A 15,046-nucleotide genomic window follows, 5' to 3' on the forward strand; every position below is an offset into this window, starting at 1 on the left:
CCGAGTCTGAGTACGACTCCTCCTCTCGTCCCGAGAGCGCCACCACGACGAGCGCTTCGCTCAGGCACCGAGGAGGGCTAGAGGCACGACTGCGATCCCGTCCCGCCGCCTGTACGCGGTGTTCCCGGTCGTGATGACCACGAGGTCGACGACCCTGTCCGGGAGTTTCTCACGGAGCCAACGCAGATGCCGGACATCACTGTCCGTGACTGACTGAGCCAGCTTTACCTCGATGCCGACGATCTGACCGTCAACCCCCTCCACGACAAGGTCGACCTCGCGCTCACCCCCGTTTGACCGCAGATGGAAGACCTTCGCCTCAGCCGCCTGTGCTGCGACTCTCACCCCGAGCGTCACGAGAGACTCGAAGAGCGGACCAGCGAGGTGCGCTCCGGCAGAGTTCAGGAGCGTCTCCGCGGAGAGGTCCAGCAGACGCAGGGCCAGGGCAGGGTCGGCAAGCTGGTGCTTCGGCGCCTGCTGGAGTCGAGAGATCGCGTTGTTGGCCGGGATCCATCCCGGGACCGGGTCGAGGAGCCAGAGACGGGTCAGGTGGTCGCGGTAGGAGATCGTCGTGGTCTTGGCGGGCTGGCGTCCGTCCCCACCCGTCGTCGTGTCGAGCAGACGCGAGTAGCTCGTCGATGTCGACGACGCTGCCGCGTAGGCGGCGAGCCACCGTCGGAGCGTCTCAGGCCGGCGGACCTCGACTCCCATGTCCGGAAGATCTCGGTCGATCACGCGTTGCAGATAGGAGTCGAGGAGCGGACGCCGCAGACGGTCCGGGGCATCCATCAACCCGGGCAGACCGCTCGAAGCGATCGCTCTCGCATAGTCCTGAACACCGAGCTCACTGTGCCCCGCCACCGCGTGAGACCCGTCTAGCAGAGCACGGAGCGACACTGTGGGATTCACCGCACCGCGCTCGTGCAGAGCCATCGGGCGCATCCGGAGAGACAGGATCCGGCCAGCTCCGCTGTGGGTGCCCTGCGCGTCGGACGGTGTCGCCGACCCGGTCAGAAGGAACCGTCCCGGAGGCGCACCAGCGTCGACCTGACGTCTGACCGAGTCCCAGACCTGAGGGAGCCGTTGCCACTCGTCCAGGAGAAGGGTCCCCGCCGGCGGGGACGACAGTGTCGGGTCCGCCTCCGCGACCTCACGCTGGGACGGGTCGTCGAGAAACCAGGTAGTCGTGGAACGCCGCGACGCGGTCCCGGTCTTCCCCACACCCTTGGGTCCGTCGATCGCGATCGCGGCGGCATGCGGCATGAGCTCGTCGAGCTCGACATCGACTGTCCGCGGCAGGTATCCCATAGGGCTACGCTACCTCTCACAGCGTGACTACGCTACCATTCTCAGGCGCCGTACGCTCCCGATTCCAGGCAAGGTCGGAAGTGCCGCCTCACCACTGAGGCGGCGCCGTACTGAGCGGATGACAGCCGGAACCGATGTTCACGACCTTTTCCCGAAGTTCTACGCAGTCGTCCTCCACCATTGGGCAGGATCAGGTCTTCGGGTCCGATGGTCGACGCCGCACCAGTCGTGGCTACGAAGCGTCGACCACAGCCGCTACCGAAGAAGCGCGTGGACCAGCGAGCCTGGGATGCTGCACGGCAAGCCGGATAGACCCGACACCACCGAGCAAACCACCGCCTGCTCGGTGGCCGGAACAGCGATCGGCCAGGATGGGACACCGCACTTCTGCCCGAGATGCTGGCGTGAGGACCCGCAAAGCCACTTCATCGCCCCGGACGTCTACGGCGAACCAGAGCTGTATTGCGTCCAGGTTCCGGCGTACAGCGTCGTTGACTCGTCTGGTGGGGCTGGAGTCCTGAAACACTGGGGAAGCCCCTTCGGTTGCCAGTCCGTCAAAGGCACGATCGAGTCATCGGAGCTCCCTCGGGAGTCCCACATCGGCCCTGCAGCCGCCTACGTCTTCGGCACTCCTCTTCCGGCCGACGAGGTCATCGACCGCGAGTGGTGCTCTCGTTGCACGAGAGCTGCGGAGAACGTCCGGGCGAACTCGACACAAACCGGTGAGGACCCCGTCCATGCTGGCCATCATCAGCTACGTGGTCCTGGCCGCGGCCCCGACTAGACGTTGAAGCGGAACTCCACGACGTCGCCGTCCTGCATGACGTAGTCCTTGCCCTCGATGCGGGCCTTGCCTGCCGAGCGCGCAGCGGCCACGGAACCGGCCTCGATCAGGTCATCGAAGGAGATGACCTCGGCCTTGATGAAGCCGCGCTCGAAGTCGGTGTGGATCACGCCGGCGGCCTGCGGGGCCGTCCAGCCCTTGTGGATGGTCCAGGCGCGGGCTTCCTTCGGACCTGCCGTGAGGTAGGTCTGCAGGCCGAGGGTCTCGAAGCCGACGCGGGCCAGCTGGTCGAGCCCGGGCTCGGCCTGGCCGGAGTCGGCGAGCATCTCGGCGGCCTCGTCGGGCTCGAGCTCGACGAGCTCGGACTCGAACTTCGCGTCGAGGAAGATCGCCTGGGCGGGCGCGACGAGCGCACGGAGCTCGTCCTGGAACGCCTGGTCGGCGAGGCCTGCGTCGTCGGTGTTGAAGACGTAGATGAACGGCTTGGCCGTCATGAGCTGCAGGCCGGCGAGCTGCTCGAGGTCGAGCTTGGCCTTGGCGGCACCGGAGAACAGGGTGGTGCCCTCTTCGAGGACCTTCTGCGCGTCCTGGGCCGCGGTCAGCAGGGCGGCATCGCCCTTTTTGATCTTGACCTCCTTCTCGAGGCGCGGGATCGTCTTCTCGAGAGTCTGGAGGTCGGCGAGGATCAGCTCGGTGTTGATCGTCTCGATGTCGTCCTTGGGCGAGACCTTGCCGTCGACGTGCACGACGTCGGGGTCGGCGAAGGCGCGGGTCACCTGGCAGATGGCCTCGGCCTCGCGGATGTTGGCGAGGAACTTGTTGCCCAGGCCCTCACCCTCGCTCGCACCGCGGACGATCCCGGCGATGTCGACGAAGGACACCGTCGCGGGGAGGATGCGCTCGGAGCCGAAGACCTCGGCGAGCTTCCCCAGGCGGGCGTCCGGCAACGGCACCACACCGACGTTGGGCTCGATCGTGGCGAACGGGTAGTTCGCCGCGAGCACCTGCGCACGGGTGAGAGCGTTGAAGAGGGTCGACTTGCCGACGTTGGGGAGTCCGGCGATCCCGATAGTGAGGGCCACGGGAGAAGAGTCTACGGGGCTGGCGGCCCTCGATGCCCCGGACGGCTCCGGTGGCGACCCAGACCAGACCCGATGTGATCTTCGCCCGACCTGGTACGCACGTCTCGGATCGCCCTCCGCCGTCGGCGATAGTGGTCTGAGCGCACTCGCTCCCCCGCCGACGCCTCCCACCACCGACCGTCGGCCAGCAGCACCGTCCACGGCCCACAGCCGCGAGGACGCACGACCACGAGGACTCCATGACGACCGCACCACCCGCCCCCGGTTCGACGACAACCGAGGGCACCGCCGCAAGCACGGGCACCACCACATCAGGCGCGACCGGACCGCACACCGCGGGACGAGGCGCCTCGCAGTCCGGCGAGCAGACCGCTCGGGGCAACGGACCAAACCGCCGCCGCGTCGCGACCTCGCCGATGTTCGTCGGCATGATCGCCCTCGTCTCGCTCGGAGCCTTCGAGTCGCTCGCCGTCTCGACCGCGATGCCCGTGATCGCCGCATCCCTCGACGGTCTGGCCCTGTACGCGCCGGCCTTCGCGCTGACCATCGCGACGTCTGTCATGGGCATGGTGCTCGCGGGACGCTCGACCGACCGTGGGACCGTCGGCCCGTCGCTGCTCGGCGGGGTGGGCGTCTTCGTCCTCGGTCTGCTCCTCGCCGGGCTCGCCCCGTCGATGGGTGTTCTCCTCGTAGGACGCGCGCTCCAGGGGCTCGGGTCGGGGGCGTACATCGTCGCGCTCTACATGATCGTCGCGCGCCAGTACTCGGGGGCGGCGCGGGCCAAGGTGCTCGCGGCCTTCTCGACCGCCTGGGTGGTGCCGTCCCTCGTCGGTCCGCTCCTCGCCGGGATCGTCGTGTCGCACCTCGGCTGGCGCTGGGTATTCCTCTCGGTCGCGTTCCTCGCCGTCCCGGCCGTCCTCATGCTGGTCTCCGCAGTCCGGGACAGCGCCCGGACCGCCACGACCGCGGGCGACGACCCTGCTGCTCCGCCCGCGACAGGTCCCGCCTCACGCCGGGGCGCGCTCTGGTGGGCTGCCGCGGCGAGCGCGGGCGTCGCGCTGATGTCGCTCGGGACTGAGAACCACAGCGCCCCGGGCTACACGATGATCGCGCTCGGCGCCGTCGTGGTCCTCGCTGTCGCCCCGCGCCTGCTGCCCCGGGGCACGCTGCGTGCGGGGCGCGGACTGCCGACGGTGATCGCGCTGCGCGGGCTCGTCGCCTCGTCCTTCTACGCGGCCGAGGTGTTCCTGCCGCTGATCCTCCAGCAGGAGCGGGGCTTCAGCCCGGCCCGCTCAGGCATCGTCCTCACAGCCGGCGCAGTGACGTGGGCCCTCGGCTCGCTCATGCGCAGCAGGCTCACGTGGTCCTCGGCCGCGTTCTTGAGGCTGGGCACCTGGCTCGTCGTCGTCGCGATCGCGGGGGTGGCGCTGCTCGTGATCCCGTCGGTCCCGGCCGAGCTCACCTACGTGGCGTGGGCGGCCGGTGGTCTCGGGCTCGGCATGCTGTTCCCGACGCTCGCGATCCTCGTCTTCGACCTCTCCCCCACCCACGAGCAGGGGTCGAACACCTCCTCGCTCCAGGTGGCCGATGCCCTGAGCAGCGCGTTCTTGCTGGCCCTCGCCGGGATCGCCATCGCGTGGCTCGTCCCGAGCGTCGGCGGGGTGGGGTACCTGGGTGCTTTTGTGCTCGCCTGGCTGGTCGCCGTCGTGGCAGCAGTGGTCGCGCCTCGTGCGACGGCGGACGCTCCGGCGACGGCGAACGCTACGACGACGAAGGCTGGCGCGGCAGGCTGAGCGCGGCCCGGTCGCGTCATCGGCTCGCGACCACCTGCTGAAGCAGCTCGGGGGCGCGGTGGTCGTAGACCGCCGCGCCGATCCGCACACCGGCGACCCACCAGAACCCTCCCAGACCCACACCGAGCCCGAGGGCGAGCCAGCCGAGCTCAGCACTGCCCGAGACGACGGCCACGACCCCGACGGCGACCTCCGGCAGCGCGAGCAGCACGAGGACGGCCCAGCCACCGGCCTGGGTGGCGAGGTCGGCCACCGCCGACCCCTGGGGAGAGGAGAACGGCCCGTCCCCAGGACGAGGCACCGGGTAGACGAACCGCGCCGACACGACGCTCGAGATCCCGAGGGCTGTGAGCAGGATGCCCACGGAGATCCCCGCGACCGCGGCGAGGTCCTGCCACCGGCCGGTGCTCGCCACGACCCCGAGCACCACGGCCGCGGCCACCGGGAGACCGACGAGCGTCGCTGCGACGGCGCGCCCCAGCCTGTCGGGGCGACCAGGGAGCCCGGCACCGAGGTGCGCCCAGAAGGCTGAGTGGTCGTAGGCCACGTCGGCCGAGATGGTCCATCCGACGAGGAAGGCCGCCAGCGGGCAGGCGACCAGGACGAGCCCGCCGTCGCCGCGGTCGAGCAGGGCGAGCACGAGCGGCAAGAACGGCACGACGGCGAGGGCCCCGAGATAGCGCGGGTCTCTGCGCCAGTAGGTGAGGCACCTGGCGGCGACGGCCGAGGCCTGGACGCCCAGGACGCGGTCGAGCAGCCGCTCGACAGGTCCGCCGAGCATGCCTCGTCCTCCGAGCAGCCCTCCGCCTCGGCGTGCGGTCGAGCCGTGCGCCCCAGGGCGGCGGGCTGTCGACGGCGCGGGTCCGACTGCTGCTCTGTCGAGGCCGCGGAGCCACAGGCCGACGAGGACCGCGAGGACGGCGACAGCGATGCCCGCCCGTGCCGCAGCGCCGGCGAGGTCATCGGTCGCGACAGCCGCGGGGACTGCCCACGCGGCTCCGAGGGGTGTCCATCCGGCGAGCTCGGCAAGCCTCTCGACCTGGACCGTCCCGGTCGAGCGCGGGACGAGCCATCCGGCTGCAGGGACCGCGACAGCAGCCAGGACGAGCAGCACGAGCACCCCGGAGTCCCGGAACCTGCGCGCCGAGCGGGCCGGCGCCAGCAGGGTCGTCCACGTACGTGACCCGACGACGCACGTCGCTACGGCCAGCACCGCCGCCGGGAGCGCGGCGACGAGCGCCGCCGGGTCCGCCCGCCAGACGACCGTCGAACCTGCCACCAGGAGCACGGTGAGGACGCCTGGCGCTCCGACAAGACCCGCCGCACCCAGCCCGAGGACGAGGTCTCGACGCCGGAGCCCGAAGAGCCGCAGGCGCTCGGCCGAGACCGTGGAGTCGACCCCGAAGGCCACGAGCGGGACCACCCACCAGGCGGCGACGAGCGCTGCACCTCCGACCACGACCCACGACGCGGCGAGGGCGGGATCACGTCGCGCGAGGACAGCCAGCGCGAAGAGCAGCAGACCGACCGCAGCGAGGCCGTAGACGAAGGACAGGACCAGTGCGATCATCTGCCAGACGCTGCGCGTGAGCGCGTTGACGAGCAGCCTGACCTTGAGCGCGACGACATGCCTGGCGACGGGCCGTGAGGGCGGTCGTGCTCCCGGATCGAAGGCTGGGGGCACAGACGGGACGTGACCGTCCGCGGGTTCGGCGCCCGGCCCGAGGCCATCCGCCGTCCGGTCCCGCAGCTGTCCCGCCGTCATCGCCCCACGGTAGACGCGGACGCCGACAGCGGCGCGGCGAGGGAGATGACGGGGCGGTCTCCCTGCGGTGCCGTCCGTACCGACCAGCAGGCTCGCGTGTCGGAGGCTGCGGGCACGCTGTCCCCATGACGACCTTCTTCTGGTGCGCGCTCACCACCCTGCTCGGTGCGGTCTTCGGCTATGTGCTCGCCGTGGTGCGTTCTGGTGCCCGCGTCCGCCACAGCGAGGTCGCGGTCGCCCGCGCGGAGGCCGAGCTCGCGGCCGAGCGGCGGGGGGCCGGTGAGCGGCTCCTCGCGATGCAGCACGACCAGGACAGGCTCTCGGACCAGTTCCGCGCTCTCGCCGCGGATGCCCTGGCGTCCAACAACGAGCAGTTCCTCGGTCTCGCGGAGCAGCGGCTCCGGGCGACCCAGGTGGCCGGCCAGGCCGACCTCGCCTCGCGGACCGAAGCCGTCCAACAGCTCGTCGCGCCGCTGACCCGCTCACTGAGCGACGTCCGTCAGCAGATGCAGGTCGCCGAAGAGGCACGGATCGCGAGCACGTCGGCGCTCGCCGAGCAGGTCCGCGGGATGCGTGAGGCGTCAGAGCTGCTGCGCACCCAGACCGGATCTCTCGTCTCTGCCCTGCGCACCTCGGACATCCGCGGCGCCTGGGGCGAGATGCAGCTGCGCCGGGTGGTCGAGGTGGCAGGGATGCTCAACAGGGTGGACTTCGTCGAGCAGAGCCACGTCTCGACCGACGACGGGGCGCTGCGCCCCGACATGGTCGTGCACCTCGCCGGCGGCAAGAACATCGTGGTCGACTCGAAGGTCGCCTTCCTCGGCTACCTCGACGCCCAGCAGGCCACCGACCCGGCGTACCGGGCGGAGCGGTTGGCAGCCCACGCCCGGCACGTGCGCAAGCACATCGACGACCTGGGGTCGAAGCGGTACTGGGACCAGTTCGCTCCGTCGCCGGAGTTCGTGGTGATGTTCATTCCGGCCGAGCCGTTCCTCGCGGCAGCCGTCGAAGAAGACCCGTCGCTGCTGGAGTACGCCTTCGGGCGCAACGTCGTCATCGTCACGCCGATGACGCTCATGGCCCTGCTTCGGACGGTCTCCTACGCGTGGCGTCAGGAGGCCCTCGCGGAGAACGCGCAGAAGGTCCTCGAGGTGGGCAAAGAGCTGCACGGTCGCCTCGCGACGATGGGCAGCCACCTCACCCGCCTCGGCCGGCAGATCCAGGGTGCGGCCGACGCCTACAACAAGACCGTCGCCTCGCTCGAGACACGGGTCCTCGTCAGCGCCCGCAGGTTCGCGGAGCTCGACGTGGTCGACACCGACCTGGAGACCCCTCCCCCGGTCAGCCCGCACCTCGGGGTCGTGAGCGCACCCGAGCTGCTGGCCTCGGCCGACGAGTCGCTCGTCGACCTGGACGACCTCAGACGGGGTTGACCGTCAGCGAGCGGCGGTTGCCGCGCTTCGGGTGAGTCTCCTCGCCGGCCTTCTTCAGGTCGGCGCGGAGCTCACGAGGCAGCGAGAACATGAGGTCTTCGGTGGCGGTGCGCACCTCTTCGACCTGGCCGTAGCCGCGCTCGGCGAGGTAGGCGAGCACCTCGTCGACGAGGATCTCGGGGACCGAGGCGCCCGAGCTCACACCGACGGTGCGGACACCGTCGAGCCAGGACTCGTCGATCTCCTTGGCGTAGTCCACGAGGTACGACGCGCGGGCACCGGCGTTGAGCGCGACCTCGACGAGGCGCACGGAGTTGGAGGAGTTGGTCGAGCCGACGACGATCACGAGGTCGCACTCGGGGGCCAGCTTCTTCACGGCGACCTGGCGGTTCTGCGTCGCGTAGCAGATGTCGTCGCTGGGCGGGTCCTGCAGGGTCGGGAAGCGCTCGCGCAGACGTCGCACGGTCTCCATCGTCTCGTCGACCGAGAGCGTGGTCTGCGAGATCCAGATGACCTTGTCGGGGTCGCGGACGGTGACCTTGTCGACCTCGTCGGGCGAGTTGACGATCTGGATGTGCTCGGGGGCCTCACCAGCCGTGCCCTCGACCTCTTCGTGGCCGTCGTGGCCGATGAGCAAGATGTCGTAGTCGTCAGAGGCGAAGCGAACAGCCTCCTTGTGGACCTTTGTCACCAGGGGGCACGTCGCGTCGATCGTCTGGAGCGAGCGAGCCTCGGCGGCTGCGACGACTGCCGGCGAGACGCCGTGCGCGGAGAACACGACGCGGGCACCCTCGGGCACCTCGTCGGTCTCGTCCACGAAGATCGCACCGCGGTCGCTGAGCGTCTCGACGACAAACTTGTTGTGGACGATCTCCTTGCGCACGTAGATCGGCGCACCGTGCAGCGCGAGCGCCTTCTCGACGGCGATGACAGCGCGGTCCACGCCGGCGCAGTACCCGCGCGGGGCGGCGAGCAGGACGCGTCCGGGCGCCTGGGCGGTGCCGTCGGCGCTGGCGTCGGCGGACGTGCGAGCAGTCGCGAGAGGAAGAGTTGTCACGTCGTCGAGTCTAGGCGACAGGCCCTGCGCGCCCCAGCCCTGCGGCCGCTTCCGAGGGGTGGGGCACGACACCCTCACATCTGGGAATGAATTGGGCGGGGACTCAGGGCTCGGTGGGGATGGCTGTGGAGTCGGGTTAGAGACGGGCCCAGCGGCCCGGGTCGGGAACCCCGAACTCTTCGATCGCGGCGCGCGTGTCGTCCGTGAGGTAGCACCCAGATTCGACAGTTACACCGAGTGATACCTCCGAGCCGAACCGGATGACACTGCCCCGGTCGCCGAAGATCTCGAGCTGGTGGAGGCCCGGCCCCTCTGCGAGCATCAGCGGGTCGTCAAACCCGTGGTCGGCTGCCACGGCGGAGATGACGTCGACCGCCTCCGCCCAGTCCTCGTGGTCGAGAGCCTGGTCCTCGGCGAACGCTGTGACGTAGACCGACCGACCATCGAGCACGTCGTAGGTCCCACCGCAGACGGTCCCCCTGCTGAAGCGGCTCTCCACCACCCAGCCTGTCGACCCGAATCTCTCGTCGAGAGCATCACGAAGCTCGACGCTGAGTTCCTCGGAGCCAGACCTAGCGTCCTCGGCGCTCGGCAGCGCCATCAGCTCGTCGATCGCCGCGAGAGTGATCGCCTCGTCGGTCTCCTGCTCCGTGGACATCGTGTCGCTGTCGTCGACGCAGCCCGTCAACAAGCCACCCACAAGAGCGAACAACGAGATGACAGTGACCTTCCGCGCTCTGAGAGCTCCTGGTCGAGACACGATCAACGTCAGCTCACTCTCTCGGCCGGGACGACCGTCGAGTCGGGATAGAGGAGGCGCCAGTGCTCCGGGTCCGGGACACCGAACTGCTCGATCGCCGATCGATCTGACTCTCTGAGATAGCACCCCGACTCGACGGTCACTCCGAACGACGTGTTGGAGTACATACGGACGACACTGTCTCGATCGCCGAAGATCTCCGTCTGGTGCGAGCCTGACTGGTCTGCCACGACGACTTCTTGGGTGAAGCCTTCAGGACCGACGACTCCCGTGACGACGTCGACGGCGCGCGTCCAGTCGTCGCCTTCGAGCGGGCGGTCAAGGGTGCGGCTCATGATCGACACCGACCGCCCCTCCAGCCTCTGGAACCGGCCACTGCACACTGGCCCTGTCGCCAGGCCGCCCTCGACGTCCCAGTCGCTCGACCCGAACTCGTCGTCGAGCGCCTGCCGGATCACCTGGGCGAGATCGTCATAGGTCGGTTCGACGAGCTCCACGCTAGGCAGAGCCATCAGCTCGTCGATCGCGGCAAGAGTGATCGCCTCGTCGGAGTAGTTCTCTGTGGGCGTCATGGCCCCATCGTCGACACAGCTGGTCAGGAGACCGCATGCCAGAGCCACCAGCGGGAAGATGCTGGCTCTCCGTGCTCTGGAGACACCTGGCCGAGGCAAGGCAACAGGCAGGTCACTCTCTCGTCGTTGTCGGGTCATCATGTCAGCGAGGTCGAGCTCGCTACGCCCTCTCCGGTCGACCGAACATCAGGGAATGAACCAAGCAGCGCTCAGCGCTCGGTGGGGATCGCTGTGGAGTCGGGATAGAGGAGGCGCCAGTAGTCCGGGTCGGGGACGCCGAACTGCTCGACCGCGTCACGGCCCACCTGGGTCAGATAGCACCCCGAGTCGATCGCCACACCGAGGGAGGTGTGGGAGTACAAGCGGACGACGCTGTCGCGATCGCCGTAGAACTCGATCTGACGTGAGCTGCTCTCGTCGGACACGACGAACTCGTCGTCGTACCCGCTCGCAGCGACGACGTCCGACACGACATCCACTGCGCGAGCCCAGTCGTCACCGTCGATGATCTGATCCTGGGCCCGGGCCGAGACGTAGACCGCCTGGCCCTCGAGCATGTCATAACGCCCCCCACACACCGAGCCGGACCCGAAGCTGCTCTCGACGTCCCAGGTGAACGCGCCGAACTCGTCGTCGAGAGCAATGCGGATCTCATCTCCGAGCTCGTCGAAGGTAGCCTGCGCGGCCTCGGCGCTCGGCTGCGCCATCAGCTCGTCGATCGCCGCGAGAGTGGTTGCCTCGTCGGTGTACTGCTGCGCAGGCAGCGTTCCTCTCTCGTCGGCGCAGCCCGTCAAAGAAGCGCACGCCAGGGCGAACAACGAGATGAGACCGACTCTCCGTGCCATGGAAGCCCTTGGCCGAGGCGGCGTCACCGTCAACTCACTCTCTCGTGGTCGACGGCCATGATGTTCCCAAGATCGACCACCTCCGTGACCGTGAACGGACGCAGAGGTGATCTGTCGGAACCCCAGGCACATCGTGCACAGGATGCTGGTCAACCGTTGGCACGCGTCGGTCGGCCCGGGTCAGACGGGACCAGAGACGAGTTCGGGTACTTCCTCGACCGCCTCTCGGGGTCCGGGACGCCGTACAACTCAATCGCGTCGCGGTCACTGTTCGTCAGATAGCAGCCTGACTGGATCGTCACTCCGAACGAGGAGTGAGAGTAGACGCGTACGAAGGCTCCGCGGTCTCCTGCGAACTCGACCTCGTGCGTCCCCTCCTCGTCGATGACGAGCGTCTCGACGGTGAACCCGTGCGTCTTCGCGGCTCGCCGGACGGCATCCTCAGCGCGATCCCAGCTCTCGTCTTCGAGAGGAGGACCGTCGACGGTGCTCCGCACAGCGACCGACCTGCCCTCCAGCTGCCCGTAGGGGCCGTTGCACACGGACCCGGTCCGCAAGACTGGCTCTTCGGTCTCCCACGGGAAAGCCCCGAGGTCGTCATCGACCGCGCCACGGACGTCCGCACCGATCTCGCGGTACGGAGAGAGCATGTCCTCGGCGCTGGGCAGGGACATGAGGTCATCGATGGTGGCGAGAACGTCTTCCTCGTCCGACGGGCCGGGTTGGGTGACATGCATCCCGTCTCGCCCTTCACCGTCTCCCGCCTGGCAGCCGACCAGGACGACGAGCGACGCGACGACTGCGACCGCACAGCGTGCGTCGACACGCACTCCGGAGCGCTCGGCGTGCTTCTTCATCTGACTGCCGTTCTGTTGTTGGTGTCGTCGGTGAGTGCTGCTCGTTGGGCATGTGAATCTCTGCGCCTCACCCTCGTCCGACAGGACCCGGCGGACTCCCACACGGTCAACCGCAGCCAGCCATCAGGGATCGACCTAGGGTACAGACAGGGCATACAGGCATGTGCGGCCTGTCAGTGGCATGAGGCACTCTTGTGGCGTGGCACATCCCGACAGCACTGCACCAGAGACCGCCTCGCCCGACGCCGCTGCTGCGCGTCAGCCGCTCGCGGCGAAGGCGGCCGACACCACGGCCGAGAACCCGTGGCCCGTCAGGCTGCTCTCGGCCAAGATCAGCGACTACATCGACCGGATGGCTCCGCTGTGGGTCGAGGGTCAGGTCGTGCAGCTCAACCGCCGGCCCGGCGCGGGCATGGCGTTCTTGACGCTCCGCGACACCGACGCCGACATGTCCCTGCCCGTCTCCGTGTACGCGAAGGTCCTGGACGCCGTCACCGCGCCGATCGACGAGGGCGCACACGTCGCGGTCCGCGCCAAGCCCACCTTCTGGACCAAGCGCGGCTCCTTCCAGCTGCAGGCCGACCAGCTCAAGCCTGTCGGCGTCGGCGAGCTGCTCGCCCGCATCGAGCACCTCAAGCGGGTGCTCGCCGCCGAAGGGCTCTTCGACCTCGGCCGCAAGAAGCCGCTGCCCTTCCTGCCGCGCGTCGTCGGGCTCGTCTGCGGGCGCGAGTCCAAGGCCGAGCACGACGTGGTCGTCAACGCCCGCGCACGCTGGCCGCAGGTGCGGTTCGAGATCCGTGAGGTCGCCGTCCAAGGCGTCTCGGCCGTCCCGCAGGTGAGCGCCGCCATCGCCGAGCTCGATGCGAACCCCGATGTCGAGGTGATCGTCGTGGCCCGTGGCGGCGGCGCCGTCGAAGACCTCTTGCCCTTCAGCAACGAGGCGCTCGTCCGGGCGGCCTCCGCCTGCCGGACGCCGCTCGTCAGCGCGATCGGCCACGAGACCGACGCCCCGCTGCTCGACCTCGTCGCCGACTACCGCGCCTCCACACCGACCGACGCTGCCAAGCGGATCGTGCCGGACGTCAGCGAAGAACGGGCACGCCTCACACAGGCGCTGAGCCGGATGCGCTCGGCGGTCACCCACCGCGTCCGCCAAGAGCAGGCCGGGCTCGACGCGACCCGGTCACGCCCCGTGCTGGCCTCCCCGCACACGATGATCGAGACCCGCGAGCGCGACGTCGAGGCCGCTGTCCGTGCTGGGCGTTCGGGTCTCGACAGGCTGCTGAGCAGCGCGTCGTCGACCGTCGACCGCCTCGCGGCCCAGGTCCGCGCGCTGTCCCCCGCCGCCACCCTCGACCGCGGCTATGCGGTCGTCCAGGGACCTGACGGCGGGGTGGTCCGCTCCCCCGACGACGTCGCGACAGGCGACGCCCTGCGCATCCGCCTCGCCTCCGGCGAGATCACCGCCACCACCCGCTAGAGATTTGGTGTACTTCTCTCATGACTGCTGACAGCACCACCTCCCACGGCGCCGCAGACGACCTGTCTGCGCTCAGCTACGAGCAGGCGCGCGACGAGCTCGTCCAGGTCGTCGCCCGCCTCGAGGCAGGCGGCGAGCCGCTCGAGGCCTCGCTCGCTCTCTGGGAGCGCGGTGAGGCGTTGGCCGCGCGCTGCCAGGAGTGGCTCGACGGAGCCCGTAAGAAGCTCGACGCCGCCCGTACCGACGCGGGTGGCAGCACGACCGATCTCGACGACGAGTAAGGACCATCGATGACCCCGCCCAGCCCCCAGCAGCCCGCCGAGCCGCTCGCCCTCGTGGTGGGTGAGGCGCTCATCGACGTGGTGCACCGCGCCGACGGTTCCGTCGACGAGCACCCGGGCGGCAGCCCGGCGAACGTCGCGCTCACCCTCGGACGGCTCGACCGCCGCGCCCAGCTTCTCGCGTGGATCGGGACGGACAGCTACGGCGACAGGATCCGCAGCTGGCTCTCGGGCTCACACGTGGAGCTCGCGCCCGGCAGCGACGGTGCGGCGTCCACGTCGATCGCCACAGCCCACCTCGGTGCCGACGGTGGTGCAACGTATGACTTCGACCTCACGTGGGCTCTGCCCGCCGACGTCGTGATCCCCGACGAGACCGTCGTCGTGCACACAGGCTCGATCGCCGCGGTCCTCGAGCCCGGCGCGGCAGGGGTCCGTCGGGTGCTCGCCGCAGCACGACCGCGGGCGACGGTCACCTACGACCCGAACATCCGTCCCACGCTCATGGGGCAGCCAGGAGACGTCCGCCCCGTCGTCGAGTCCCTCGTGGCCGGCGCCGACGTGGTCAAGGTGAGCGACGAAGACCTGCACTGGCTCTATCCCGGCGCAGACCTCGACGTCGTCGCGACGCGCTGGCAGCGCAGCGGACCGGCCGTCGTCGTGGTGACCTACGGCGGCGACGGCGCCGTCGCCGTGACCGCGGACCACAGGCTCGAGGTGGCTGCGCCGCGCGTCGAGGTCGCCGACACCGTCGGCGCGGGTGACTCCTTCATGGGGGCACTCCTGCACGGTCTGTGGTCGGCCGGGCTGCTCGGTGCCGCCCACCGCGCGCAGCTCGCCGCGATCGACGAGGCAACCCTGACAGCGGTCCTCGAGCAGTGCGTCAAGGTCGCCGCGATCACCGTGTCCCGTGCCGGTGCCAACCCGCCCAGGCTCCGCGAGCTGACGCCGACCGTCTGATCTGACGAGACGGACGAGCGCCACGGCCGGGCGGAGGCGCATCATCAAGACGGTGCGCCTCCGCCCTGC

General features: G+C 69.5%; 13 protein-coding genes. 5 read left to right on the plus strand and 8 right to left on the minus strand.

From position 1 onward, the window contains the following. Window positions 1-60: 60 nt before the first annotated feature. Window positions 61-1,308 (minus strand): ATP-binding protein, encoded by a 1,248-nt coding sequence (locus SANBI_RS12925; protein ID WP_319155645.1) that lies wholly within the window; start codon window positions 1,306-1,308, stop codon window positions 61-63. Window positions 1,309-2,088: 780 nt separating this feature from the next. Continuing rightward, complete coding sequence (gene ychF, locus SANBI_RS12930; protein ID WP_056129384.1) at window positions 2,089-3,174, minus strand: redox-regulated ATPase YchF; 1,086 nt, start codon at window positions 3,172-3,174, stop codon at window positions 2,089-2,091. 428 nt (window positions 3,175-3,602) lie between these two features. Here ychF and SANBI_RS12935 point away from each other — a divergent pair, with 428 nt between their 5' ends. Further along, entirely contained in the window at window positions 3,603-4,967 is a 1,365-nt protein-coding gene (locus SANBI_RS12935; RefSeq protein WP_319155649.1) for an MFS transporter, read from the plus strand. 16 nt (window positions 4,968-4,983) lie between these two features. Here SANBI_RS12935 and SANBI_RS12940 read toward each other — a convergent pair whose 3' ends face one another. After that, window positions 4,984-6,732, minus strand: coding sequence for a hypothetical protein (locus tag SANBI_RS12940; RefSeq protein ID WP_319155652.1), 1,749 nt, complete (start codon window positions 6,730-6,732; stop codon window positions 4,984-4,986). A gap of 125 nt (window positions 6,733-6,857) precedes the next feature. Here SANBI_RS12940 and SANBI_RS12945 point away from each other — a divergent pair, with 125 nt between their 5' ends. After that, window positions 6,858-8,165 carry a DNA recombination protein RmuC gene (locus tag SANBI_RS12945; protein WP_056129377.1) on the plus strand — a complete coding sequence of 436 codons (1,308 nt, stop codon included), beginning with the start codon at window positions 6,858-6,860 and terminating at the stop codon, window positions 8,163-8,165. Here the strand turns inward: SANBI_RS12945 and SANBI_RS12950 are convergent. The 5 genes from SANBI_RS12950 to SANBI_RS12970 all read right to left on the minus strand — a co-directional run bounded on the left by SANBI_RS12950 (window position 8,152) and on the right by SANBI_RS12970 (window position 12,256). Beyond that, entirely contained in the window at window positions 8,152-9,141 is a 990-nt protein-coding gene (locus tag SANBI_RS12950; RefSeq protein ID WP_056130737.1) for a 4-hydroxy-3-methylbut-2-enyl diphosphate reductase, read from the minus strand. The two genes, SANBI_RS12945 and SANBI_RS12950, sit on opposite strands and share 14 nt — an antisense overlap. A gap of 217 nt (window positions 9,142-9,358) precedes the next feature. Beyond that, complete coding sequence (locus tag SANBI_RS12955; protein WP_319155656.1) at window positions 9,359-9,934, minus strand: LppA family lipoprotein; 576 nt, start codon at window positions 9,932-9,934, stop codon at window positions 9,359-9,361. A gap of 56 nt (window positions 9,935-9,990) precedes the next feature. Then, the gene (locus SANBI_RS12960; protein ID WP_319155658.1) at window positions 9,991-10,695 is read right to left on the minus strand and encodes an LppA family lipoprotein; all 705 of its coding nucleotides are present in this window, start codon (window positions 10,693-10,695) and stop codon (window positions 9,991-9,993) included. A gap of 68 nt (window positions 10,696-10,763) precedes the next feature. After that, window positions 10,764-11,399 carry an LppA family lipoprotein gene (locus tag SANBI_RS12965; protein WP_319155660.1) on the minus strand — a complete coding sequence of 212 codons (636 nt, stop codon included), beginning with the start codon at window positions 11,397-11,399 and terminating at the stop codon, window positions 10,764-10,766. A gap of 149 nt (window positions 11,400-11,548) precedes the next feature. After that, complete coding sequence (locus SANBI_RS12970; protein ID WP_319155662.1) at window positions 11,549-12,256, minus strand: LppA family lipoprotein; 708 nt, start codon at window positions 12,254-12,256, stop codon at window positions 11,549-11,551. 199 nt (window positions 12,257-12,455) lie between these two features. Here SANBI_RS12970 and xseA point away from each other — a divergent pair, with 199 nt between their 5' ends. From xseA to SANBI_RS12985, 3 genes are read left to right on the plus strand one after another with little or no spacing between them, the layout of a single operon-like run. Continuing rightward, complete coding sequence (gene xseA, locus SANBI_RS12975; RefSeq protein ID WP_319155664.1) at window positions 12,456-13,736, plus strand: exodeoxyribonuclease VII large subunit; 1,281 nt, start codon at window positions 12,456-12,458, stop codon at window positions 13,734-13,736. Between the two features lie 20 nt (window positions 13,737-13,756). Next, complete coding sequence (locus tag SANBI_RS12980) at window positions 13,757-14,017, plus strand: exodeoxyribonuclease VII small subunit (RefSeq protein WP_056129356.1); 261 nt, start codon at window positions 13,757-13,759, stop codon at window positions 14,015-14,017. Window positions 14,018-14,026: 9 nt separating this feature from the next. Further along, complete coding sequence (locus SANBI_RS12985; RefSeq protein WP_319155667.1) at window positions 14,027-14,977, plus strand: carbohydrate kinase family protein; 951 nt, start codon at window positions 14,027-14,029, stop codon at window positions 14,975-14,977. The last annotated feature ends 69 nt before the right edge of the window (window positions 14,978-15,046 follow it).

The organism is Sanguibacter biliveldensis, assembly GCF_033798665.1.
GTDB lineage: Bacteria > Actinomycetota > Actinomycetes > Actinomycetales > Cellulomonadaceae > Sanguibacter > Sanguibacter inulinus.

What these genes read in the sequence shown, in the direction of transcription:
- SANBI_RS12925 (WP_319155645.1), bottom strand. Translation starts at nt 1,308, where the DNA reads ATGGGATACCTGCCGCGGACAGTCGATGTCGAGCTCGACGAGCTCATG.
- SANBI_RS12935 (WP_319155649.1), top strand. Translation starts at nt 3,603, where the DNA reads ATGATCGCCCTCGTCTCGCTCGGAGCCTTCGAGTCGCTCGCCGTCTCG.
- SANBI_RS12940 (WP_319155652.1), bottom strand. Translation starts at nt 6,732, where the DNA reads ATGACGGCGGGACAGCTGCGGGACCGGACGGCGGATGGCCTCGGGCCG.
- SANBI_RS12945 (WP_056129377.1), top strand. Translation starts at nt 6,858, where the DNA reads ATGACGACCTTCTTCTGGTGCGCGCTCACCACCCTGCTCGGTGCGGTC.
- SANBI_RS12960 (WP_319155658.1), bottom strand. Translation starts at nt 10,695, where the DNA reads ATGATGACCCGACAACGACGAGAGAGTGACCTGCCTGTTGCCTTGCCT.
- SANBI_RS12965 (WP_319155660.1), bottom strand. Translation starts at nt 11,399, where the DNA reads ATGGCACGGAGAGTCGGTCTCATCTCGTTGTTCGCCCTGGCGTGCGCT.
- SANBI_RS12970 (WP_319155662.1), bottom strand. Translation starts at nt 12,256, where the DNA reads ATGAAGAAGCACGCCGAGCGCTCCGGAGTGCGTGTCGACGCACGCTGT.
- SANBI_RS12980 (WP_056129356.1), top strand. Translation starts at nt 13,757, where the DNA reads ATGACTGCTGACAGCACCACCTCCCACGGCGCCGCAGACGACCTGTCT.
- SANBI_RS12985 (WP_319155667.1), top strand. Translation starts at nt 14,027, where the DNA reads ATGACCCCGCCCAGCCCCCAGCAGCCCGCCGAGCCGCTCGCCCTCGTG.